The organism is Pseudomonas sp. PA-6-3C, assembly GCF_021605825.1.
Classification (GTDB): Bacteria; Pseudomonadota; Gammaproteobacteria; order Pseudomonadales; family Pseudomonadaceae; genus Aquipseudomonas; species Aquipseudomonas edaphica.
Genome location: NZ_WKDV01000054.1, coordinates 1 through 21,850 on the forward strand (window position 1 = coordinate 1; position 21,850 = coordinate 21,850).

Annotated in this window: 21 protein-coding genes; 4 read left to right on the forward strand and 17 right to left on the reverse strand. The window is 62.3% G+C overall.

Annotated elements, in window-relative coordinates; all coding sequences use genetic code 11:
• Positions 1–382 precede the first annotated feature (382 nt).
• The 13 genes from GIW48_RS26420 to GIW48_RS26480 form a co-directional block, all read right to left on the reverse strand.
• Complete coding sequence (locus tag GIW48_RS26420; protein WP_236478228.1) at positions 383–637, reverse strand: hypothetical protein; 255 nt, start codon at positions 635–637, stop codon at positions 383–385.
• Positions 638–726: 89 nt separating this feature from the next.
• Complete coding sequence (locus GIW48_RS26425) at positions 727–2,127, reverse strand: amidase (protein ID WP_236462990.1); 1,401 nt, start codon at positions 2,125–2,127, stop codon at positions 727–729.
• Positions 2,124–3,392, reverse strand: a complete 1,269-nt coding sequence (locus GIW48_RS26430) for a Zn-dependent hydrolase (protein WP_236462992.1) — start codon at positions 3,390–3,392, stop codon at positions 2,124–2,126. The genes GIW48_RS26425 and GIW48_RS26430 overlap by 4 nt, the downstream gene beginning before the upstream one ends.
• 14 nt (positions 3,393–3,406) lie before the next feature.
• Positions 3,407–4,102 (reverse strand): ABC transporter ATP-binding protein, encoded by a 696-nt coding sequence (locus GIW48_RS26435; protein ID WP_065931154.1) that lies wholly within the window; start codon positions 4,100–4,102, stop codon positions 3,407–3,409.
• The gene (locus GIW48_RS26440) at positions 4,102–4,851 is read right to left on the reverse strand and encodes an ABC transporter ATP-binding protein (RefSeq protein WP_017136277.1); all 750 of its coding nucleotides are present in this window, start codon (positions 4,849–4,851) and stop codon (positions 4,102–4,104) included. The genes GIW48_RS26435 and GIW48_RS26440 overlap by 1 nt, the downstream gene beginning before the upstream one ends.
• Positions 4,848–5,858: a branched-chain amino acid ABC transporter permease gene (locus GIW48_RS26445; protein WP_170040878.1), complete on the reverse strand. Its 1,011-nt coding sequence runs from the start codon at positions 5,856–5,858 to the stop codon at positions 4,848–4,850. The genes GIW48_RS26440 and GIW48_RS26445 overlap by 4 nt, the downstream gene beginning before the upstream one ends.
• A gap of 1 nt (position 5,859) precedes the next feature.
• A complete protein-coding gene (locus GIW48_RS26450) occupies positions 5,860–6,720 on the reverse strand; it encodes a branched-chain amino acid ABC transporter permease (RefSeq protein ID WP_017136275.1) in 861 nt (286 codons plus the stop codon).
• A gap of 57 nt (positions 6,721–6,777) precedes the next feature.
• Entirely contained in the window at positions 6,778–7,980 is a 1,203-nt protein-coding gene (locus tag GIW48_RS26455; RefSeq protein WP_176992528.1) for an ABC transporter substrate-binding protein, read from the reverse strand.
• A gap of 243 nt (positions 7,981–8,223) precedes the next feature.
• The gene (locus GIW48_RS26460; RefSeq protein ID WP_017136273.1) at positions 8,224–8,991 is read right to left on the reverse strand and encodes a FadR/GntR family transcriptional regulator; all 768 of its coding nucleotides are present in this window, start codon (positions 8,989–8,991) and stop codon (positions 8,224–8,226) included.
• 109 nt (positions 8,992–9,100) lie between these two features.
• A complete protein-coding gene (locus GIW48_RS26465; RefSeq protein ID WP_017136272.1) occupies positions 9,101–9,859 on the reverse strand; it encodes an alpha/beta fold hydrolase in 759 nt (252 codons plus the stop codon).
• A 100-nt stretch (positions 9,860–9,959) separates the two neighbouring features.
• The gene (locus tag GIW48_RS26470) at positions 9,960–11,363 is read right to left on the reverse strand and encodes an efflux transporter outer membrane subunit (RefSeq protein ID WP_138452123.1); all 1,404 of its coding nucleotides are present in this window, start codon (positions 11,361–11,363) and stop codon (positions 9,960–9,962) included.
• Entirely contained in the window at positions 11,356–13,341 is a 1,986-nt protein-coding gene (locus tag GIW48_RS26475; protein WP_143521907.1) for a MacB family efflux pump subunit, read from the reverse strand. Before GIW48_RS26475 ends, GIW48_RS26470 begins: the two co-directional genes overlap by 8 nt.
• Positions 13,331–14,503 carry an efflux RND transporter periplasmic adaptor subunit gene (locus tag GIW48_RS26480; RefSeq protein WP_170040876.1) on the reverse strand — a complete coding sequence of 391 codons (1,173 nt, stop codon included), beginning with the start codon at positions 14,501–14,503 and terminating at the stop codon, positions 13,331–13,333. The genes GIW48_RS26475 and GIW48_RS26480 overlap by 11 nt, the downstream gene beginning before the upstream one ends.
• Before the next feature lie 257 nt (positions 14,504–14,760).
• Here GIW48_RS26480 and GIW48_RS26485 point away from each other — a divergent pair, with 257 nt between their 5' ends.
• The 4 genes from GIW48_RS26485 (at position 14,761) to GIW48_RS26500 (ending at position 18,930) form a co-directional block, all read left to right on the forward strand.
• Positions 14,761–15,243 carry a sigma-70 family RNA polymerase sigma factor gene (locus tag GIW48_RS26485; RefSeq protein ID WP_017136268.1) on the forward strand — a complete coding sequence of 161 codons (483 nt, stop codon included), beginning with the start codon at positions 14,761–14,763 and terminating at the stop codon, positions 15,241–15,243.
• Positions 15,244–15,362: 119 nt separating this feature from the next.
• On the forward strand, positions 15,363–16,700 hold the full coding sequence (locus GIW48_RS26490; RefSeq protein ID WP_017136267.1) for a lysine N(6)-hydroxylase/L-ornithine N(5)-oxygenase family protein: 1,338 nt from the start codon (positions 15,363–15,365) through the stop codon (positions 16,698–16,700).
• A 179-nt stretch (positions 16,701–16,879) separates the two neighbouring features.
• A complete protein-coding gene (locus GIW48_RS26495; RefSeq protein ID WP_017136266.1) occupies positions 16,880–18,100 on the forward strand; it encodes a putative DNA modification/repair radical SAM protein in 1,221 nt (406 codons plus the stop codon).
• Positions 18,097–18,930, forward strand: a complete 834-nt coding sequence (locus GIW48_RS26500) for a TIGR03915 family putative DNA repair protein (protein ID WP_017136265.1) — start codon at positions 18,097–18,099, stop codon at positions 18,928–18,930. Before GIW48_RS26495 ends, GIW48_RS26500 begins: the two co-directional genes overlap by 4 nt.
• A gap of 144 nt (positions 18,931–19,074) precedes the next feature.
• Here the strand turns inward: GIW48_RS26500 and GIW48_RS26505 are convergent, their stop codons facing one another.
• Genes GIW48_RS26505 through GIW48_RS26520 form a run of 4 tightly spaced genes read right to left on the reverse strand, consistent with a single transcriptional unit; the run spans position 19,075 to position 21,822 of the window.
• Positions 19,075–19,572: an Lrp/AsnC family transcriptional regulator gene (locus GIW48_RS26505; RefSeq protein WP_003192319.1), complete on the reverse strand. Its 498-nt coding sequence runs from the start codon at positions 19,570–19,572 to the stop codon at positions 19,075–19,077.
• 4 nt (positions 19,573–19,576) lie between these two features.
• Entirely contained in the window at positions 19,577–20,407 is an 831-nt protein-coding gene (locus GIW48_RS26510; protein WP_178111031.1) for an ABC transporter ATP-binding protein, read from the reverse strand.
• Positions 20,408–20,410: 3 nt separating this feature from the next.
• Positions 20,411–21,124, reverse strand: coding sequence for an ABC transporter permease (locus GIW48_RS26515; protein WP_017136264.1), 714 nt, complete (start codon positions 21,122–21,124; stop codon positions 20,411–20,413).
• A complete protein-coding gene (locus tag GIW48_RS26520) occupies positions 21,121–21,822 on the reverse strand; it encodes an ABC transporter permease (protein WP_236462929.1) in 702 nt (233 codons plus the stop codon). Before GIW48_RS26520 ends, GIW48_RS26515 begins: the two co-directional genes overlap by 4 nt.
• Positions 21,823–21,850: the final 28 nt, after the last annotated feature.

The following is a 21,850-nucleotide window of genomic DNA, read 5'->3' on the forward strand; positions in this document are numbered from 1 at the left end:
CCAGCTTGGTCATGACACTGGCTGGTGCTTGTTTTTCAAACCGTTCTAAAACCTTTTCCCACATAGCTTCGTCGTCCTGACTGAATTGATTAGGGGATTTTAAACCAAGACCTTGAAAGGCATGGCTCTTACAGCGGCTAACCCGGCGTCCTGCCGGGTTACCCACGGATTCAAGCCTGCGTTCGACCATTGTGGTTGATGGGGCGCCTCAGATCAAAAGCGAAAAGCGGATTTGCATACACCTGGGATCTGCTTTTCTGTGGGAGCTGGCTTGCCTGCGATGCAGACACCTCGGTACATCAGGCACACCGAGTTGATGCCATCGCAGGCAAGCCAGCTCCCACAGTTGATGATTGCATTTCAGCCCAAGGCAGGCCGAACCCTAGTGAATACCGATGGACCAACTCTGCGTGGTCTGGTCTTCGTGCCGCTGCTCCAGGTCTTCCTCATACTGACAACGCGGCCCCTTGCACTTGTACTCAAACGTCACCGGCGCCTGGGTCTGAACCGGGAACAACGATTTCGCCGTCGCCAGTGCATCGTGTGGCACCGCCTCAAGCACAGGCGCTTCGTAGCTCAAGTCCAACGCTGTGGCATGGACCATAACCGGCAGGACGGCGAGCACTGCACTCGCCATAAAAGTCCTTGTAAATAGCATCTAAAACAACCCGCGCAACAAAAAATGAAGCGCGGATTATAAGCCGGATGCGACCGCACATGCAGGGTTCAGAGCACCCGCGGTGCTTCAAGGTGTTCAGTAGGGAAGGCTTTGGCATAGGCCTGACACACCCTCAACACCTGCTCATCCGCAAACCGCGCACCCACCACATGCAAGCCCACCGGCAAACCATTCGCTGCCAACCCGCAGGGCACCGAAGCTGCCGGTTGCTGCGTCAAATTGAAGGGATAAGTAAACGGCGTCCACTCCATCCATTCTTTCATCGACGAACCCGGCGGCACATTATGCCCAGCTGCAAACGCTGTAATCGGCATCATCGGCGAGACCAGCACATCGTAATGCTCATGAAACGCCGCCATCCTCGCCACCAACGCCGCACGGGCTTCAAGGGCGTCGTTAAAATCGCCGAGGCTCAACTGCTGGCCGTGTTCGGCAATACGCAGCAAACCGGGGTCCAGCAATTGTTTTTGCGCATCACTCATCGAGCCCGTCAAGCGAGCCGCACCGGCAGCCCACAAGGTGCTGAACACCTCCAGCGGGTCGCTGAAACCTGGGTCGATCTGCTCGACATGCGCCCCCAGTTGCACAAGTCCCTCAACCGCCTGGGCAACCACTTTGGCCACCTGCGGGTCCACGTCCACATACCCGAACGTAGGGCTATAGGCCACGCGTAAACCCTTCAAATCCGTAGCGCCCGATAACCACGGCGTATGGCGCGGCGCCCCGATCAGGCCATCACGCGCATCCGGTTGGGCCACGGTTTGCAGCATCAGCACCGTGTCTTCCACCGTGCGGGTCATCGGCCCCAGGTGCGACAAAATCGTCATGGAACTGGCCGGCCACTGCGGCACATACCCGAAAGTTGGCTTGATGCCGAACGTACCGGTGAACGCACAGGGAATGCGGATCGAGCCACCGGCATCGCTGCCCTGGTGCAGCACGCCCAGGTTCAGCGCCGCCGCCGCACCGGCGCCACCCGACGAACCGCCCGCTGTGGTGCGCGTGTCCCACGGGTTGCGCGTGATGCCGTACAGCGGGTTGTCGGTGACGCCTTTCCAACCGAATTCCGGCGTGGTGGTCTTGCCCAGCAGCACCGCGCCGGCTTTGCGCATAAAAGCCGAGAAGGGCGCATCCACATCCCACGGCCCGTCGGCAGAGGAGGTGCGCGACCCCTTGCGGGTGGGCATGCCAATGGTCAGCGTCAGGTCTTTGATCGAGGCAGGCACGCCGTCCAGTGCGCCGCAGGGTTCACCTTTCAACCAGCGTTGTTCCGAGGCCCGCGCAGCGTTCAATGCGCCTTCAGGGTCTACGTGACAATAGGCGTTCACCACCGGGTTATAGCGCTCGATCCGCAGCAAAGCGTCTTCAGTGACGTCTACCGGTGACAGGGTCTTGTCGCGAAAATGCTGCAGCAGTTGCACCGCCGTCAGTTGGCCAATCTCACTCATGCCACCTCTCCCTGCGCCGCGTTGACCATGGCGCGCAGCAGCACCGCGCAGCCCGCCGCCAGGTCATCCGGCGCGGCGTTTTCGATTTCGTTATGGCTGATGCCGCCTTCGCACGGCACAAAGATCATCCCGGCCGGGCCGAGTTTGGCGACGAAAATCGCGTCATGCCCGGCGCCACTGACGATGTCCATGTGGCTCAAGCCCAATGCCTGCGCACCGTCACGCACGGCGTTGACGCAGGCTGGGTTGAAGTCCAGCGGCGGGAAGTCGGCGGTGGGCGTCAGTTCAAAGGTCAGGCCATGCCGGGCGCAGGTGGCTTCGATCACGCCGCGCACTTCATCGACCATGGCTTGCAGTTTGTCGGCATGCAGGTGGCGCAGGTCGATGGTCATGTGCACCTGGCCTGGAATCACATTGCGCGAGCCGGGGTGCAGGTTCAGGCAACCGACCGTGCCGCAGGCGTGCGGTTGCTGTTGATGGGCGATGCGGTTGACCGCGCTGACCACTTCGGCGGCGCCCACCAGGGCGTCCTTGCGCAAGTGCATGGGCGTTGGGCCGGCGTGGGCTTCGACGCCGGTAAGGGTCAGGTCGAACCACTTCTGGCCGAGGCAGCCCATGACCACGCCGATGGTGGTGGCGCGGTCTTCCAGCACCGGGCCTTGCTCGATATGCGCCTCGAAATATGCGCCGACCGGGTGGCCAAGCACCGCGCGGGAGCCGGCGTAGCCGATGCGCTGCAATTCGGCGCCCACGGACAGGCCTTGGTCATCGAGTTTGTCGAGGGTGTCCTGCAAGTCGAACTTGCCGGCAAACACCCCGGAACCCATCATGCACGGCGGGAAGCGCGAGCCTTCTTCGTTGGTCCACACCACCACCTCGATCGGCGCTTCGGTCTCGATCTTCAAGTCATTCAAGGTGCGAATCACTTCCAGCCCGGCCATCACGCCGTAGCAGCCATCGAACTTGCCGCCGGTGGGCTGCGTGTCGATATGGCTGCCGGTCATCACCGGAGGCAGGGCGGGATTGCGTCCGGCACGCCGCGCAAAGATATTGCCAATGGCATCGACACTGACACTGCACCCGGCGGCCTCGCACCATTGCACAAACAGGTCGCGGGCCTGGCGGTCGAGGTCGGTAAGGGCCAGGCGGCACACGCCGCCTTTGACCGTAGCGCCGAGCTGAGCCAGGTCCATCAACGATTGCCACAAGCGGTCGCGGTTGATCAGCGGGGCATTGCTCTTGAGCGGTTGCGCAAAACTATTCATGTGCAAATCTCCGGTCAGGCACTCAGGGCCAGGTAGCGGTTCTTGATGCTCGGGTCGGCGCGGAAGTCAGCGGCGCTGCCCTCGTATACGACGCGGCCCTGTTCGAGCACGTAATGGCGGTCGGCGAGCTTGTCGCAGACCATCAGGTTCTGTTCCACCAGCAACACCGGCAGGCCGTCGTCCTTGACCTTGCGCAGGATTTTCACCAACTCGTCAACGATCACCGGCGCCAGGCCTTCGGTGGGTTCGTCGAGGATCAGCAGCTTGGGGTCGTTGAGCAGCGCGCGGGCGATGGCGAGCATCTGTTGCTCGCCGCCGGACAGCGCGTGGCCGGCGTTTTTACGCCGCTCCTTGAGGCGCGGGAACATGCCGTACACGTCTTCGAGTTGCCAGCGGCTGGTCTTGCGCACGGCGATACGCAGGTTTTCCTCGACCGTCAGCAGGCGGAAAATCCCGCGGTTCTCCGGCACCAGCGCCAAGCCCTGACGGGCGATTTCAAAGATCTTCTGGCCCACCAACGCCTGGCCGTTGAAGTGAATCTGGCCCTGGCGCGGGCAGATAATCCCGAGGATGCTGCGCAGCGTGGTGGTCTTGCCCGCGCCATTTCGGCCCAGCAGCGTCACCAGTTCACCGGGGTTGACGGTCAGCGACACGCCTTCCAACACATGGCTCTTGTCATAGTAGGAATGGATATTCTCGACAATCAGCATCAGGCAGCCTCCCCAAGATAAGCCGTACGCACACGCTCATCGGCACGCACGAATTCCGGCGTGCCCTCCACCAGAATCTGCCCGTGACTCATCACGGTGATGCGTTGGCTGATGGACATGACAATGCTCATGTTGTGTTCGATCAACAGCACCGTGTGGTCGCGGCCAAGGTCGCTGATCAGCTGGGTCATGATCGGAATGTCATCGATGCCCATGCCCGACGTGGGCTCGTCGAGCATCAGCAGTTTGGGTTTGGAGCAGATCGACATGCCCACCTCCAGCACGCGTTGCTGGCCGTGGGATAACTCACCCGCCAGGGTGTCGGCGCGGCGGGTCAGTTGCAGGCGTTCGAGGACTTGATCGGCCATCTCCAGGTGCTCGCGCTTGCTGTCGACGCGGCGCCAGAAGTTCAGCGCACGTGCGCCGTCGCGGCCTTGGGCGGCCAGGCGCAGGTTCTCGCGCACGCTGAGGTTCTGGAACAGGCTGGTGAGCTGGAACGAGCGCGCCATGCCCAGGCCCACACGGCCGTGGGCCGGTTTGCGTATCAGGTTCTTGCCGTCAAAATGAATCGCCCCGGCGGTGGCCTGGCGCTCGCCGGTGAGGCAGTGAAACAGGCTGGTCTTGCCCGCGCCGTTGGGGCCGATAATGGTGTGAATGGTGCCGGCTTCGACCTTGAGGTTGACGCCGTTGACCGCATGGAACGCGCCATAGGCCAGTTCCAGGTCTTTGGTTTCCAGCAGGATGCTCATAGCCCTTCCTCCTTGGCGATGGCCGCGGTCTTGCGACTGCCGCGTACCCGTTCGAACAACGATGCGAGGCCGCCCCACAAGCCGCCGCGCATGAAGATCACCACAAAGATCAGGATCACACCCAGCAGCATCAGCCAGCGTGGCCACAGGTCGGAGAGGAAGTCCCCCAACAGCACGATGGAGCCTGCGCCCAGCAATGAGCCGAACAGCGAGCCGGTGCCGCCGACGATGGTCATGATCAGGATGTTCTCGGACATCGCCAGGTCGATGTTCGACAGCGGCACAAAGTGCAGCAGCATCGCGTACAGCGCCCCGGCGATGCCGGTGACCGCGCCGGACAGCACGAACACCAGGATCTTGAAGTGGCGCGTGTCATAGCCGATGGCCGAGGCGCGGGTTTCGTTTTCGCGGATCGCCATCAAGGTGCTGCCGAACGGCGAGGCGATCACTCGGCGCGCGCCGATAAAGATCAGCAGGAACACCACCGCGACAAAACCATAGAACACCCGGGCATCGGCCAGCGACAGCAGCACGGTGTCACCGAGACGGATCTCCGGGCGCGGCACGCTGAGCAGGCCGTTGTCGCCGCCGGTCCAGTCGCTCAAGGTGTAGGCGACGAAGTAGGCCATCTGGCTGAACGCCAATGTGAGCATCACGAAGTAAATGCCGGTGCGCCGGATTGCCAGCGCACCGACCAGAAACGCCAGGAAACCGCCGGCAAGGGCGGCGCCGAGCAACGCGGTGAACAAGCCCAGTTGCAAGTGGATCATCAGCAGCGCCGCGCAATACGCACCGGCACCAAAGAAGATGCCTTGGCCGAACGACAACAGCCCGGTGTAGCCCAGCAACAGGTTGCAGGCCAGCGCGGCCAGGGCAAAGATCAGGATCTCGGTGGCCAGGGTGGCCGAGGGTAGAATCAACGGCAAGCCGATCAGCACCGCCAGCACCCACAGCAACATGGCTTTGGATTGGGTTTTGGCAAACGGCAGGGGGTTTTTCTCGCTCATGTCAGGCTCTCCCGAACAGGCCGTAAGGGCGCACCAGAATCACCACGGCCATCGCGCCGTAGATCATCAGGCTCGCGCCTTGGGGCCAGAATGTGGTCATCAGGCTTTGCACCACGCCCACCAGTAAACCGCCGACCAGCGCGCCGCTGAACGAACCCATGCCGCCGATCACCACCACCACGAAGGCCACGCCGAGGATCTCCGGGCCGACAAAGGGTTGCGCGCCGCGCAACGGTGCAAACAGCACACCCGCGACACCGGCCAGGGCCACGCCAAGGGCAAAGGTCATGGAAAACAGACGGAAGATATTGGTGCCCAGCAGCGACACGGTTTCGGTGCTTTCACTGCCGGCGCGTACCAGGGCGCCGAAGCGCGTGCGCTCCAGCAGCAGCCACAAGGCCAGGCCGATCAGCGCGGAAAACACGATGAGAAACAGGCGGTAGTAGGGGTAGACGAAATCGCCCACCACCAGCACGCCGCGCAGCAGTTCAGGCACGGCGACACTTTTGCCCACCGGGCCCCAGATCATCACGCTGGCTTCCTGGATGATCAGCGCGATCCCCAGGGTCACCAGAATCTGGAACATGTGTGGCAAGTGGTAAATCCGCTGGATCAATAATCGCTCGATCACCCACGCCAGCGCGGCCACCACCAGCGGCGCGATCAGCAGCGCCAGCCAGAAGTTGCCGGTGAGGCTTACGGCGGTGTAGCAGATGTACGCACCCAGCAGAAAGAACGCGCCGTGGGCGAAGTTGACGAAGTTGAGCAGGCCGAAAATGATCGTCAGCCCGACCGCGATCAGGAAGTAGATCATCCCCAACCCAAGGCCGTTGAGGATCTGGAACAGGTAAAGATTAAGCATGCAGAAACCCTCGGCAGGCAGCCGCTCGCGCGGCCCTGCGCTAAGCAATTCAGGGGATCAGGCGAGCGTGCAGCCCGTCGCCTCGACCGGCGGGAACGATTGCCCGGCGCTGAGCACCTTGGCCAGGTCGTCCTTGTCGGCCATGTCGCCGGTGGCTTTGCCGATCAGCAGGTAGTAATCCTTGATCACCTGATGGTCGCCGGCGCGGATCGACTCCTTGCCGGTCGGGCCTTCGTAGCTCAAGCCTTGCAGGGCTTTGGCCACGGTCGGGCCGTCGAAGCTGCCGGTGCTGATGATGGTTTCCAGCATGACTTTGGTGCTGATGTAATCAGCCGCCAGCGGGTAGGTGGGGTTGATGCCGTATTTGGCTTGAGTGAGCTTGACCAGTTCACGGTTGAGCGGGGTGTCGACCTGGTGCCAATACTGGGCGCCGAGGTACACGCCTTCGAGCACGTCGCTGCCCAGTTCCTGGAACTGGTCGAGCCCGGCAGACCATACCAGCAGCACTTTCATGCGCTCCTTGATACCGAAGTTCACCGCCTGGCGCAGGGTGTTGGACGACTGGCTGCCGAAGTTGAGCAGTACCAGCACATCGGGTTTGGCCGCGATGGCGTTGGTCAGGTAGCCGGAGAACTCCTGTTCCTGCAATGAGTGGTAGCTGTTGCCGACGTGTTCCAGCCCGTTGTCTTTGAGCACGGTTTTCGCGCCTTCGAGCAAGGCTTCGCCAAACACGTACTGCGGGGTGATGGTGTACCAGCGCTTGGCGTTGGGCAGCAGCTTGATCAGCGGCAGCATGGTTTCGCGGATCGCGCCGTAGGTGGGCACCGACCAGCGGAAGGTCGCCTTGTTGCAGTCTTTGCCGGTGACTTCATCGGCGCCCACCGGGGTCATGAACACGCCGCCGACCTTGTCGACTTCCTTGGCCACCGCCAGCGCGGAGGACGACAACGTGCAGCCCTGGAAGAACCGCGCGCCGTCCTGCTGGATCGCTTCCTGGACCTTGCGCACGGCTTTGCCGGCATTGCCTTCGGTGTCGATGACCTTGTAGTTGAGCGGGCGGCCGAGTAACTCGGGGTGCTGTTCCACCGCCAGGCGCGAACCCATGTCGGCAAACTTGCCATAGCTGGCAAACGCGCCGGACATGGACTTGAGGCCGTAAAAGGTAAAAGGCTCGGCGGCGAATGCAGAGCGCACACTCAGCGGAAGGCTGAGCGCGGCTGCGGCGGTAAGACTGGCTTTCAACAACGTACGACGCTGCATGGGGTGACTCCCTGGTTTAGTTATTGGCAGGAGCGGCAAGGGCGATACGGTGGAGCAAGGGCCTGTGGGCAGGCCTGTTATTGAATTGGGTGAAACGGTGTAACGGTTGGAACCGGCTCAAGTGTGGGAGCTGGCTTGCCTGCGATGGAATCAGTCAGGTTCAACTGATACACCGAGGCGCCCGCATCGCAGGCAAGCCAGCTCCCACATTGATTGGGTTTTCATATTGGGATGGGGTGCGCCTCAGCTATGATCAAACTCCAGCAAAAAGTGCGGGCTGACCTCGCCTTCCAGCGCCGTCATGTGGTGTTCGGCGTCGCACATATGTTCATGCATCAGGTTGCGCACGGCCGTTTCATCACCGGCGCGAAAGGCCAGCAGCAACTGCTTGTGATAGTCCAGGTTGGCCGCGTCAAACTGTTTGCGCTTGGGCTTGTAGGCTTTTTTCAGCACCACCAGGTCGCGCAACAAGTCGTTGAGAAACTGCGCCATAAAGCTCAGCAGCGGGTTGGGGCAGGCCTTGGCCAAAAGGTTATGGAATTCCAGTTCCGCCAGGCGCTGTTCGCGTTGGCCGGCTTCGCTGTCTTCGGGGGCGCTGCAAAAATCCACGTTGTCTTGCAGGGCTTGATAGTCGTCTTCGCTCAAGCGACCCAGCACCGATACTGCCAGTTCTACCTCGATGACCTTGCGCAGTTGGTACACCTGCTCGCCATCCAGGTGCTGGAAGTGCAGGTAGTTACGCAACGCGCGGCTGGCCGGTTCAGTGCCGGCCTGGTTCAGGTAGGCGCCACCACTGGGGCCGGTGCGTGTACTCACTAGACCTTCCACTTCCAGGGCCTTGAGTGCTTCACGGGCCGAGCCTTTGGAGCACTGGAAGCTTTCCATCAGCTCGCGCTCGGTAGGCAGGCGGTCGCCGGGCTTGAGCGCGTCGGTGACGATCGAGCGTTTGACCGACTCGACAATCACATCGGAAAGCTTCTGGCGTTTGCGTCGTAGCGGGCGGCTGAGCATGCTGTTCTATTGATCCTATTAATGCGGATTAATAGCACTTAATAACGATTGAGCCGGAGCGTCAACGCAAGGTGTCGTTTTCGGCCTGAAGTGGTCGCAAATGCGCGGGTTATTCCCAGCTGCCGAGGTCGAGGCAGCGTGTGGACGCGGGCGGCTGTTTGCCGAATACGAGAAAATCGCCGACCCAGCGGTTAATGCACCCGGCGGCGGTGCCAGGCCGGGCTGGCTCTTTGAGCAGCAATTGCTCGATGCCGGCAGCGACCGGCTCGGCCTGCTCGGCATTGACCAGCACCATGCGTGCGACGCGCTCGGGAAACAGCGCGGCATAGCGGCTGCCGAGGCGGGTGGCCTGCGCGTTGCCGAGGTAATTGAGCTGGGCCTCGCCGAGTTGGGCGCGCACATACTCCATATCACGCGCCGCTTGCTCTACGCCGCTGGGCTGGCTCAGGTCACGGGGGCTCAGTTCGATCACGTCATAGCGGTTGGTCAAGGTGCGATAGGCCTGGGTAGCATAGGACTCCCAACGGCTGGTCAGGTGCAGGGCGAAGGTTGCGCCTTGGCCCTTTGGCGGCTCGCCACCCTGGATAAATACCACACCTTCACGGCTGAGCGGCTGGCGGGCGCCCACGCGGGTCAGGGCCAGGCGCACACTGCCGCGTTTGGGCGCGGCATAGTCGCGGGGCACATTCACACTGGCGCATTGGGTGCGTTCCAGCACTTCGGGGTCCGGCCGCTCCTGGGCGGGGAAGGGGCAATCCAGCAGCCAGTCAATCGCGGTCGGCGCGATCAGCGGCTCGGGCAACGCCTGGCCGGCGATCAGCCAGAGGCCGATACACGCCAGGTTTTTTACCAGAACGCTGGGTTTCATCAGGAGGGTCCGGGCTGCCGTATGAGGACGGCTTTTTTACCAAGGACCCAGGGTCGAAGAATGTAGGGCGAATAAACGCTTTGTGTAGGAGTTTACAGTTTTATTGTCGGATCTGCGTATCCCAGCCGCCGCCCAGCGCTTTGTACAAGGCAATGCTGGCTTGCAGCCGCGACAGCCGCAGTTGCACGTTCGAGTCTTGGGCCGCATACAAGGTGCGTTGGGTTTCCAGCACCGTCAGCAAGTCCTCGGCGCCTGCCTGGTAGCGGCTCTCGGAGATCTGGAAGGCGGCCTGGGCCTGTTGCAGCTCCTCGGCCTGCCATTGGCGTTGCTGGTCCAGGCGCGTGATGCTGCTGAGGGCTTTCTCCACATCGGCAAAGCCGTTGATGATCGCACCGCGATAGGTTTGCAGCAGTTCATCCTGGCGGGCGCGAGCCTTGTCGCGCTCGGCGCTTAATCGGCCATTGTTGAAGATCGGCGCGACCAGCCCCGAGGTCAGGTTGTAGAACGGGCTGCGCAGGATGTCTTCAGCTTTATAGGCGCCGGAGCCGACTGTCGCGCCCAAGGTTACGCTGGGCAGCATCGCTGCGCGTGCCACCGTGACGTCGGCACTGGCCGCCGCCAGTTGCGCCTCGGCGCGGGCCAGGTCGGGGCGACGACTGAGCAATTGGCTCGGCACGCCCGGGCCAATGCTTGGCCAGGTCAGCGCCTGGAACGGCTCGGTGCCCAGGTCCAGGGCTTGTACGGGTTGACCGAGCAGGGCGGCGAGGGTGATCCGCGATTCTTCGGCCACTTGCGCAATCAGCGGCAATTGCCGTTGTTGGCCGGCCACCAGGCTTTTCTGTTGGGCCAGCTCCAGGGCGGTGGCGGAGCCTGCGCTGTAGCGGGTTTGCACCAGGTTCAGCACGTTGCGCGCATTGGCCAGGTTCAGCTCGGCGATCTGCTGGCGTTGCTGCGCGGCGAGGGTTTGCGCGTAGCGGTCGGCGACGTTGCTGAGCAGGGTCAGCTCCACGGTGGCCTGGTCGAACTCACTGGCGCGCAGGCTTTGCAGGGCGCTGTCGCGGGCGGCAACGCGGCCACCCCAGAAGTCCAGTTCATAGCTGGCTGAGAGGTTGGCACCGAAACTGTCGACGGTCTTGTTGCTGTCGGTGGCGTCCAAGGAGGCATTGCCGCTGCCGCGCAGCAGTTTTTCACGGCTGGCGGTGAGGTTGAACTTGACCTCAGGTAACAACGGCGCCCCGGCAATTACCGCACTCGCCTGGGCCTGACGCACGCGTGCCATGGCGGCGGCCACGTCATAACTGTCGCGTCGCGCCTGGTCGATCAGGCGGTTGAGCGGCGGGCTGCCGAAGTGTGTCCACCAGCGTTGGTTGGTCGCCTGCGTGGCATCGCGTTCGGCGTACTGCCAGGCGGGCGGCGGCGCGAGGCCGCTGTCGACGCTCGGCGGGTTGCCGGTACAGGCGTTGAGCAACAGGCACACGCCCAGCAGGGAAGATCGTTTATTCACTGGTCAACGCCTTAACCGGATCGAGCCGGGCAGCTTTACGGGCCGGCATAAAGCCGAATACGACACCGGTGACCAGCGCACAGCCAAACGCGCCAAACACCGCCACCAGGGAAAATTGCACCGCCACCTCGGCCAGTACCAGCACGCCGCCCACCAGCAGCGCGAGGGCGATGCCGAACAGGCCGCCGACCACCGAGAGCATCACCGCCTCGGTTAGGAACTGGCGCAGGATGTCGCGCTGGCGCGCGCCGGTGGCCATGCGAATGCCTATTTCGCGGGTGCGTTCACGCACGGTCATCAGCATGATGTTCATTACACCGATCCCGCCCACCAGCAGGGAAATCGCCGCAATCGAACCGAGCATCAGCGACAGCGTGTTGGCCGTGCGGGCTTCGGCCTGGATCATCGCGGCGTTGTTGGTCAACTGGTAGTCACGTTTACCGTTGTGCAGCTTGAGCATCAGTTGATCAATGGCCATTTCAGCCTCATGGACCTTGCGCGCATCGGCGGCGGCAATCGCCACGTATTCGGGGTTATAAGTGCCGAACAGGCGCACGCTGGCGGCGGTATACGGGATGGCGACCCGGTCATCGCTGTCTTTATTGCCGGAGGCGGAGCCTTTTTCGGCGAGGACGCCGATGACCTGGAAAGGCACGTTTTCGATCAGGATGTATTGGCCGATCGGGCTGGCGACGTTTTTGAACAGCTTTTCGCGGATACGGTGGCCGATGACCGCGACGGTGGCGCCGGCGCGCTCGTCTTCCTGGGTGAAATAGCTGCCCTCGACCACCGGCCAGTTGAAAATCTCGGGGAAGTTGACGTCGTTGCCACCCACATAGGCCAGGTAATCCAGGTTGCCAAAGCGAACCCCGGCGTCGTTGCCGTTGACCGGCATGATGCGCTTGACCTGGGGCAACATCGCCAGTGCCGCGACATCGTTGAGGGTCACGATACCCGGCGGCGTGCGCGGGTTGGGCGAGGAGCCGCTGAGGTAAATGATATTGGAGCCGAACGCGCCCATCTGCGCCATCACCTGGCGCTTGCTGCCTTCGCCGACGGCCAGCATCACCACCACGGACGCCACGCCAATCACGATCCCCAGCAGCGTCAGCGCGGTGCGAAAACGATTGATCCACATCACTCGCCAGGCCGCGCGGACCGCATCGAGCAGTTCGGCTTTCCAGGCACCGTTGTGCTCGGCACCGTCGGCCAGGCGCTGGCGCAGGTCGACGGCTTGCAGCGCGTCGCTGTTGGCCGTGACCGGTACATGGGTGTCACTGTGCGCCGAGTCGCTGATGATCTGGCCGTCACGAATCTCGATGATGCGGTTGGCCCGCGCCGCCACTTCGCGGTCGTGGGTAATCAGGATCACCACATGGCCCTGGCTCGCCAGTTCGTCCAGCAGCGTCATCACCTCGGCGCCGCTGTGGCTGTCGAGGGCGCCGGTGGGTTCGTCGGCGAGGATGATATGCCCGCCGTTCATCAGTGCGCGGGCGATCGACACCCGTTGCTGCTGGCCGCCGGAGAGTTGGTGCGGGCGGTTGGCGGTGCGGTCGGCCAGGCCCAGGCGCGTGAGCAGGGCCTTGGCGCGGGCATGCCGCTCGGTGGCGCTGATGCCGGCATAGATCGCCGGCATCTCGACGTTTTCCTGGGCCGAACCGGACGGAATCAGGTGGTAGCCCTGGAACACAAACCCAAAGGCCTCGCGGCGCAGCCAGGCCAGTTCGTCGCTGCCCAGGTGCGCGACGTTTTCGCCGGCGAACAGGTAGTCACCCTCGGAAGGGCGGTCGAGGCAGCCGAGGATGTTCATCAGCGTGGACTTGCCGGAGCCGGAGGCGCCGACAATGGCGACGAACTCCCCGGCGTGGATCGACAGGTCGATGCCGCGCAACACGTCGACCTGCGGGCTGTCACCGCCGCCGTAGGATTTGCGGATGTTCTTGAGTTCGATCAGCGGCGTGGTCAACTCAACCCCCATTGCCGTCGGCTGGGCCGATCAACACGTGGTCGCCCTCGCTGAGGCCGTCCAACACTTCGACGCGCAAACGGTCACTGATGCCCAGGCGCACGTCGCGTTCTTCGATTGAGCCGTTTTTGGCCACGATGCGTGCGGTCTGTTTATCGGTGCCGTGGCTGCCGAGCAAGGCCGCAACCGGCACGGTGAGCACATCCTTGACCTGGCTGGCGACGAAAAAAACTTGGGTGGTCATTTCGGCCATCAGGGCATTGTCGGCGTTGTCCACATCCAGCAGCACGGTGTAGAGCACCACGCGACCGCTCCCGCTTTTGCTGGTGCTGCTGGGGCTGCCGTTGCCCTGGCTGGTTTCATTCAGGGGCTTGGGCGGGATCGGCAGGATCTGGCGCACGGTACTGGTCCAGCGCCGGCCGCCGCCGCTGAGCGTGGTGAAATAGGCGGTCATGCCGGGTTTGACGTGGCCGATGTCGGCTTCGGAGACCTCGGCCCATACGGTCATCGGCGACAACTTGGCGATACGCAGGATCAACGGGGTCTGCTGCTGGGCGTTGAGGGTCTGGCCGACCCGCGCATCCACCGCCACCACCGTGCCGCTCATCGGCGCGAAGATGCGTGTATAGCCCAATTCGGCCTCGTCGCTGCGCAAGCTGGCCTGGGCCTGGCGGATCTGCGCCTGAAACATGTCGACCCGTGCCTGGGTGGCACTCAGCTCGGCCTTGGCGGTTTGCACGTCTTCTTCGCGGGTGGCGTTGCCGGCCACCAGGCGTTGCTGGCGCTGGTATTTCTGGCGCGCCAGTTGGTGCTGGGCTTTCTGCTCCTGCAACTGGGCCTTGAGGTTGTCGATGGCATAGCGGCTGGCATCGAGCTTGGCCTGCTGCGTGGCCGGGTCGATTTCGACCAGCAACTGGCCTTCTTTGACCTGGTCACCGGCCTCGACATGGATCTTGCGGATCTGCCCGGATGCCTGTGCGCCCACATCGACATACCGGCGTGGTTGCAGGGTGCCCAGCGCCGTGACGCTGTTTTCGATATTGCCGCGAGTGACGGTGACAGTGGCGAGGCTGTCGCGGCCCGGCGGCAGTATCTGCCAGGCCGCCAGGGCAACGATGGGAATCAGGCACGCGACAACCAGCAGGGCGCGTCGGGCGGGGCGAGGGCGTTTCATGCGTTGGTTCCAGCCGGGAAGTGTGGACCGCAGTTAGCGGAGGGCTGACAGTTATACGAGAAAATTGCCCGACGATTTAGGCGCTTACATAGGTAGTAACAGCTCTGTCGAATAAAAAAATCGACGGTTGATGCAAGACTTCTTTAAAAGTAGATGAGAATTACTATAAATTGCACGCACTCAAACTGCCATCATCCATGGCCTGTCTTCGTAAGCACTCAAGGAACTGATGCCGTCCCCCCAGACGGTCGGGAGTCATGTTGGAAAACTACTATCGCGAGCTGGTGTGTTTCCTCAACGCCAAGCTGGGCAACCGTCAGGTGGCCGAAGATGTGGTGCATGACGCCTACGTGCGAGTACTGGAGCGCGCCAGCGACACGCCGATCGAACAGCCGCGCGCGTTTTTGTACCGTACTGCGCTGAACCTGGTGATCGACGGCCATCGGCGCAATGCCTTGCGCCAGTCCGAGCCGCTGGAGGTGCTGGACAGCGAAGAACGCTTCGCCACCAGTTCGCCCCACGCCAGCCACGATCAGGCCCAGCGCCTGGCCCTGCTCGAACGTGCCCTGGCCGAGCTGCCCAGCGCCTGCCGCGACAGCTTCCTGCTGCGCAAGCTCGACGGCCTTTCTCACCCGCAGATCGCCGAGCGCCTGAGCATTTCCCGCAGCCTGGTGGAAAAACATATCGTCAACGCCATGAAGCATTGCCGGGTGCGCATGCGTGAGTGGGACGCGCACTGATCACAGATCAGTTAAATTTTATTTCATTGTCCTCGTTTCCTATCAACACATGGCCTGTTGTTCAGGCTTTGCAGGTATTCCCGCCCCACCGCCAAGGGGCTTATCCAGAGGACACTGGAATGACACAGGCAATTGCTTCGCCCGCGGTTCACGATCTGATCGGGATCGGTTTCGGCCCTTCGAACCTGGCGCTGGCCATCGCCCTGCAGGAGCGTGAAAAAGCCCAGGGCAAACTGGACGTGGTGTTTCTCGACAAGCAGGCCGACTACCGCTGGCACGGCAATACCCTGGTCACCCAGAGCGAACTGCAGATTTCGTTCCTCAAGGATCTGGTGACGCTGCGCAACCCCACCAGCCCGTACTCGTTCGTCAACTACCTGAAGGCCCACGACCGTTTGGTGGACTTCATCAACCTGGGCACTTTCTATCCGTGCCGCATGGAGTACAACGACTACCTGCGCTGGGTCGCCGGGCAGTTCCAGGCCCAGGCGCGGTATGGCGAGGAAGTGCTGGCCATCGAGCCGATCCTGCACCAGCAGCAGGTTGAAGCGTTGCGCGTAATTTCCCGTGATGCCCAGGGCGAACAGCATGTGCGCACCACCCGTTCGGTGGTGGTCAGCGCCGGCGGCACGCCACGTGTGCCGGAGGCGTTCAAGGCGCTCAAGGACGACGGCCGGGTGTTTCACCATTCCCAATACCTCGAGCGCATGGCCCAGCAGCCGTGCGTGGACGGCAAGCCTATGCGCATTGCCATCATCGGCGGCGGGCAGAGCGCGGCCGAAGCCTTTATCGACCTCAACGACAGCTTCCCGTCGGTGCAGGTGGACATGATCCTGCGCGGTTCGGCGCTCAAACCGGCGGACGACAGCCCATTCGTCAACGAAGTGTTCTCGCCGGCCTTTACCGACCTGGTGTTCCAGCAAGTCGGCGCCGAGCGTGAGCGCCTGGTGGCCGAGTACCAGAACACCAACTATTCGGTGGTCGACCTGGACCTGATCGAGCGCATCTACGGGATTTTTTACCGCCAGAAAGTCTCCGGTATCAACCGCCAGGCCTTCCGCACCATGACCGTGGTCGAGCAAGCCACGGCCGGGCCGCTGGGCATCGAACTGGTGCTGCGCAACAACGCCAACGGCGACACCAGCGTGAGCCATTACGACGCGGTGATCCTGGCCACCGGCTATGAGCGCCAGATGCACCGCGAACTGCTGGCGCCCCTGCAAGCCTATATGGGCGACTTCGAAGTGGCCCGCGACTATCGGATCGTCACCGACGAGCGCTGCAAGGCCGGTATCTATATCCAGGGCTTCAGCCAGGCCAGCCATGGGTTGAGCGACACTTTGCTGTCGGTACTGCCGATTCGGGCCGATGAGATTGCCGCCTCGTTGTATGAAAACGATCGCCATCGTGGCAAGGCACGCTCGGTGCAGGATTTGCTGCTGGCCACTGCCAGCTGATTACTGTGGCGAGGGAGCTTGCTCCCGCTCGGGTGCGTAGCGCCCGCACGTTTTTGGGGCCGCTTCGCAGCCCAGCGGGAGCAAGCTCCCTCGCCACAAAAGGCGCGCTCCTACAGACGGCACTTGTGACAACGTCGGGCTATTGATACTGTACAAAAAACCAGTATCGGTAGCCCTTCATGCAGTTGATCGAAAAACTCAGCATCCTCGCCGACGCCGCCAAGTACGACGCTTCCTGCGCCAGCAGTGGCGCGCCCAAGCGCAGCTCCGAGGGCAAGGCCGGGCTGGGTTCTACCGATGGCATGGGCATCTGCCACAGCTACACGCCGGACGGGCGTTGTGTGTCGTTGCTCAAGGTGTTGCTCACCAACTTCTGCCTGTACGACTGCCAATACTGCGTCAACCGCCGCTCCAGCGACGTGCCCCGTGCGCGTTTCAGCCCGGAGGAGGTGGTTACCCTGACCCTGGACTTCTACAAACGCAATTGCGTCAGCGGGCTGTTTCTCAGCTCCGGCATCATCCGCTCGGCCGACTACACCATGGAGCAACTGGTTCGAGTCGCCAAACTGTTGCGCGAAGAGCATGACTTTCGCGGTTACATCCACCTCAAGACCATTCCCGAAGCCGACCCTGCGCTGATCGTCGAAGCCGGGCGTTATGCCGATCGCCTCAGCGTGAACATCGAGTTGCCCACCGACGCCAGCCTGCAAACCCTGGCGCCGGAGAAGCAGATCGGCTCGATCAAGCAAGCCATGCAGACCATCTACACCGGCGAGCAGACGGTGTTCAACGAGCCGCGCGCACCGCGTTTTGCGCCAGCGGGGCAGAGCACGCAGATGATCGTCGGCGCCGATGACACCGACGACAGCACCATCCTGCACGGTGCGGAGGCGCTGTATGGCAACTACAAGCTGCGGCGCGTGTATTACTCGGCGTTCAGCCCCATCCCCAACAGCCCCAAAAGTGTGCCGCTGGCCGCGCCGCCGCTGATGCGTGAACACCGCCTGTACCAGGCCGACTTTCTGCTGCGCAGTTACGGTTTCAGCGCCAATGAGCTGTTCGAAGGCCCAGGCCATCTGGCGCTGGATATCGATCCCAAGCTGGCTTGGGCGCTGGAGCACCGCGAGGTGTTCCCGCTGGACCTGAACCGCGCCGAACCCACGCTGATCGCGCGCATTCCCGGCATTGGTCTGCGTACCACCCAGCGCCTGGTCGACCTGCGCCGCGAACGCAAAATTCGCTTTGAAGACCTGGCGCGCATGCGTTGCGTGCTGGCCAAGGCCAAGCCGTTTTTCATCACCAGCGACTACCACCCGCAACAGGCGGACAGCACCAGCGTGCTGCTGCGCGAGCAACTGCGCGACCGCCCGCAGCCACAACAGATGGGGCTGTGGGGATGATCAGCCTGGAATGCGACAACCTCTTCAGCACCTGGCGCGAGCAGGCGCGCTGGCTGCTCAGCCATCAGGTCGACCCCAGCCAGGTGAGCTGGGGCGAGGCCGAAGTGGCGGACCTGTTTGCCACGGACGAGCCTGTACCTGAGCAGCTCGGGCCGTTTCAGGCGCGGATTCCCAAGGCGTTGCTGGAGTTGTTGGAATCGGCCGCCTGTTACCACGGTGATCAGCGCTGGAGCCTGTTGTACGAGGTGTTGTGGCGTGTCAGCCATGGCGACCGCACCGCGATGCTGGCCGGGGACAAGTTGGGCAGTGAGTTACAGCGGCGCATCAAACAGGTCAGCCGCGAGGCCCATCACCTGCATGCGTTTGTGCGGTTTATTGCCTTGCCTGCGCAGGCCGGCCCGCAGTTGCCGGAGTATGTGGCGTGGCATGAACCGGCCCATGACATCTTGAAGTCCGCCAGCCAGCATTTTGTCGGGCGCATGGGCCGCCATCGCTGGATGATCGCAACGCCTTTGGACGGTGTGTATTACGACGGTGAGCAGTTGATTCATCAACGCCAGTGCCCTGAGGCGTGGCAACAGTTGGCGCAAAATGTCGAAGATCCACACAGTGCGATGTGGCTGACCTATTACAGCCATATCTTCAACCCGGCGCGGCTAAACCCCAAAGTGATGGAAGGGCATTTGCCCAGCCGGTTCTGGAAGAATCTGCCGGAGGGCAAGCTGATACCGGGGTTGATCAGCGAGGCGCGCACGGGCAAGCAGAAGGATGGGCAGGCGAAGCTGATCGGGGCCAGGCCGGGCAAGAAAATCTCAAGCGGGCACAGTTAAAAATGTGGGAGCTGGCTCGATGATCGTTCCCACGCTCTGCGTGGGAATGCCGCCCTGGACGCTCCGCGTCTGCTTTGAGGTCGTGACGCGGAGCGTCACTGGATGCATTCCCACGCGGAGCGTGGGAACGATCTAGCGTGGGTTTCAGGCCAGTTCGGTCGCGGTGTTTTTGACCACCGCCAACTCCGGGTGCGCCACTAACTTATCGATGTGCAGCTCATCGTTGTTCAACCAGGTCTCCGTCAGCACCCGGTAATGCTCCATATCCCGGCAGCGCATGCGCAAGCTGTAGTCGAACGGCCCGCTGATCAGTTGGCACTCGAACACCTGCGGGCAGGCTTTGACGCAGGCCTCAAAGGCCTTCTGCGCAGAGCGCCCGCTCTGATTGGACAAGGCCACCAGCACCAGCAGCGACAGCCCTGGCGAGACCATCTGCACATCGATGATCGCCCCATAACCACGGATCACCCCGCGTCGCTCCAGCTTGCGCACCCGTTCCAGGCACGGCCTGGGTGTCAGGTGTACAAGCGAGGAAAGCTTTTCGTAGGTGATACGCCCCTGGTGGCGCAACACGTCGATGATCGCCTCATCGATGCGGTCCAGCGTGGGCGAAGAGTGGGGTCCGTTGGCCTTGGTATCCATGAGTTCACTTCAAACGGTTGGAAAGAAATTGCTGCAAGCGTTCGCTGTTGGGATGGTCGAGGATCTCGGCGCCGCCTTGTTCCTCGACTCGGCCCTGGTGCAAAAACAGCACTTGGCTGGACACCTGGCGGGCAAAGCCCATTTCGTGGGTGACCATCAGCATGGTACGACCTTCCTCGGCCAACGTCTGTATGACTTTGAGGACTTCTCCTACAAGTTCCGGGTCCAGCGCTGAGGTCGGTTCATCGAACAGAATAATTTCCGGCTCCATCGCCAATGCCCTTGCGATGGCCACGCGTTGTTGCTGGCCGCCGGACAGAAACGCCGGGTATTGATCGGCCACGCGGCCGGGCAGGCCGACCTTGTCCAGGTACAGGCGTGCGCGTTTTTCCGCCTCTGCCGCGCTCACGTCCAACACCCGGCGCGGGGCCATGGTGATGTTTTCCAGCACGGTCATGTGGCTCCACAGGTTGAAGTGCTGGAACACCATGGCCAGGCGTGTGCGCAGGTTTTGCAGTTGTTCCTGGTGCGGCGCGCGGGTGCCGGCGCGGCCCTGGCGCATTTCGATGCTGATGCCATCGAGGGTGATGACCCCGGCGTCCGGCTGTTCGAGAAAGTTGATGCAGCGCAGCATCGTGCTTTTGCCCGAACCGCTGGCGCCGATCAGGCTGATGACGTCGCCGTTGCGTGCATTGAGGGACACGCCCTTGAGCACTTCGTGGTCGCCGTAACGTTTGTGGATGCCTTCGACTTGAAGCTTGATCGCAGCGGTTGCCGGTTTGGCAACGGGGGCGTCAACAGGGTAAGCGGCCAGGGCCTGCGCGGACTGATTCATGGGTTAGCCTCGGGTAGGAACAAGAAAACGCATCCAGCGACGTTCGGCCAGTCGGAACAGGCCCACCAGTGCAAAGGACAGCAGCATGTAGAGCAGGGCGGCGATGCCGAAAGCCTGGAACGTCAGGAACGTCTCGGCGTTGGCGTCGCGGGCGACCTTGAGGATATCGGCGACGGTGGCGGTAAAGGCCAGCGAGGTAGCGTGCAACATCAGGATCATTTCATTGCTGTAGGCCGGCAGCGCACGGCGCAGCGCGGCGGGCACCACCACAAACAGGTTGAGGCGCCAGCCGTGCAGGCCATAGGCACGCGCGGCTTCGATTTCTCCGTGGGGAATGTTGCGGATCGCCCCGGCGAAGATTTCCACGGTGTAGGCGCAGGTGTTGAGCACAAACGCCAGCAACGTGCAGTTGAGCGCATTACGGAAAAACTGATTAAGTAGCGCGTTGTTCTGCACCACTTCCAGGCTGTAAAGCCCGGTGTAGCAAATCAGCAATTGGATATACAGCGGCGTGCCACGAAACAGATAGGTGTAGACCTCCACCGGCCAGCGCAGCCAGACGTGCTGCGAGACGCGCGCCAGCGCCAGCGGGATCGACAGTACAAAACCTGCGACCACCGAGATGATAAACAGCCACAAGGTCATGGCGACTCCGGACAACCCTGTGCCATCGCTGAACAGGTAGGCCAGGCCGTATTGCTGGAACAGTTCGATCATCGCGCCATCCCCTTGATGCCGAGGTTGTAGCGCCGTTCGAGGCGCTTGAAGATGCGGTTGGAGAGGGTGGTGATCACCAGGTACACCAGGCCCGCGAGGATCAGGAAGTACAGTGGCTCATTGGTGGTCTTGCCCGCGTTTTGCGCAGCCTTGACCAGGTCCGACAGGCCGATGATCGACACCAGCGCCGTGGACTTGAGCAGCACCAGCCAGTTGTTGCCCAGGCCCGGCAGGGCAAAGCGCATCAGTTGCGGGAACAGCACCAGGTGAAAGCGCTGCCAGCGGCTCAGGCCGTAGGCGGTGGCGGCTTCCAGTTGCCCGGCCGGCACACTGAGAATGGCGCCGCGAAAGTTTTCGGTGAAATACGCGCCGTAGATAAACCCCAGGGTGATCACCCCGGCGGTAAACGGATCGATTTCAAAGTAATCCCAGCCCAACACTTCGCTCAGGTCGTTGAGCCACAGTTGCAGGCTGTAGAAAATCAGCAGGATCAGCACCAGGTCCGGCACGCTGCGGATCAGCGTGGTGTACAGGGTGGCGGGCACGCGCAGCCATTTGGCGCTCGAAAGCTTGGCACCGGCGGCGATCAGGCCCAGGGCGAGGCTCAGGGTCAGCGCCAGCAACGCCAGCTTGAGCGTCATCCAGGCACCCTGGGCCAGCATCGGGCCGTAGCCTTGCAGGTTGAGGAGTTCGTTCATTGAGGAGATCTCGATCAAGCACAGAGAT

Coding starts and splice junctions, on each gene's coding strand:
- GIW48_RS26485 (WP_017136268.1), top strand. CDS start 14,761: ATGTTGGAAAACTACTATCGCGAGCTGGTGTGTTTCCTCAACGCCAAG.
- GIW48_RS26465 (WP_017136272.1), bottom strand. CDS start 9,859: ATGAAACCCAGCGTTCTGGTAAAAAACCTGGCGTGTATCGGCCTCTGG.
- GIW48_RS26520 (WP_236462929.1), bottom strand. CDS start 21,822: ATGAACGAACTCCTCAACCTGCAAGGCTACGGCCCGATGCTGGCCCAG.
- GIW48_RS26430 (WP_236462992.1), bottom strand. CDS start 3,392: ATGAATAGTTTTGCGCAACCGCTCAAGAGCAATGCCCCGCTGATCAAC.
- GIW48_RS26500 (WP_017136265.1), top strand. CDS start 18,097: ATGATCAGCCTGGAATGCGACAACCTCTTCAGCACCTGGCGCGAGCAG.
- GIW48_RS26510 (WP_178111031.1), bottom strand. CDS start 20,407: ATGAATCAGTCCGCGCAGGCCCTGGCCGCTTACCCTGTTGACGCCCCC.
- GIW48_RS26420 (WP_236478228.1), bottom strand. CDS start 637: ATGGCGAGTGCAGTGCTCGCCGTCCTGCCGGTTATGGTCCATGCCACA.
- GIW48_RS26460 (WP_017136273.1), bottom strand. CDS start 8,991: ATGCTCAGCCGCCCGCTACGACGCAAACGCCAGAAGCTTTCCGATGTG.
- GIW48_RS26450 (WP_017136275.1), bottom strand. CDS start 6,720: ATGCTTAATCTTTACCTGTTCCAGATCCTCAACGGCCTTGGGTTGGGG.
- GIW48_RS26490 (WP_017136267.1), top strand. CDS start 15,363: ATGACACAGGCAATTGCTTCGCCCGCGGTTCACGATCTGATCGGGATC.
- GIW48_RS26505 (WP_003192319.1), bottom strand. CDS start 19,572: ATGGATACCAAGGCCAACGGACCCCACTCTTCGCCCACGCTGGACCGC.
- GIW48_RS26475 (WP_143521907.1), bottom strand. CDS start 13,341: ATGGGGGTTGAGTTGACCACGCCGCTGATCGAACTCAAGAACATCCGC.
- GIW48_RS26455 (WP_176992528.1), bottom strand. CDS start 7,980: ATGCAGCGTCGTACGTTGTTGAAAGCCAGTCTTACCGCCGCAGCCGCG.
- GIW48_RS26425 (WP_236462990.1), bottom strand. CDS start 2,127: ATGAGTGAGATTGGCCAACTGACGGCGGTGCAACTGCTGCAGCATTTT.
- GIW48_RS26435 (WP_065931154.1), bottom strand. CDS start 4,102: ATGCTGATTGTCGAGAATATCCATTCCTACTATGACAAGAGCCATGTG.
- GIW48_RS26515 (WP_017136264.1), bottom strand. CDS start 21,124: ATGATCGAACTGTTCCAGCAATACGGCCTGGCCTACCTGTTCAGCGAT.
- GIW48_RS26495 (WP_017136266.1), top strand. CDS start 16,880: ATGCAGTTGATCGAAAAACTCAGCATCCTCGCCGACGCCGCCAAGTAC.
- GIW48_RS26480 (WP_170040876.1), bottom strand. CDS start 14,503: ATGAAACGCCCTCGCCCCGCCCGACGCGCCCTGCTGGTTGTCGCGTGC.
- GIW48_RS26440 (WP_017136277.1), bottom strand. CDS start 4,851: ATGAGCATCCTGCTGGAAACCAAAGACCTGGAACTGGCCTATGGCGCG.
- GIW48_RS26445 (WP_170040878.1), bottom strand. CDS start 5,858: ATGAGCGAGAAAAACCCCCTGCCGTTTGCCAAAACCCAATCCAAAGCC.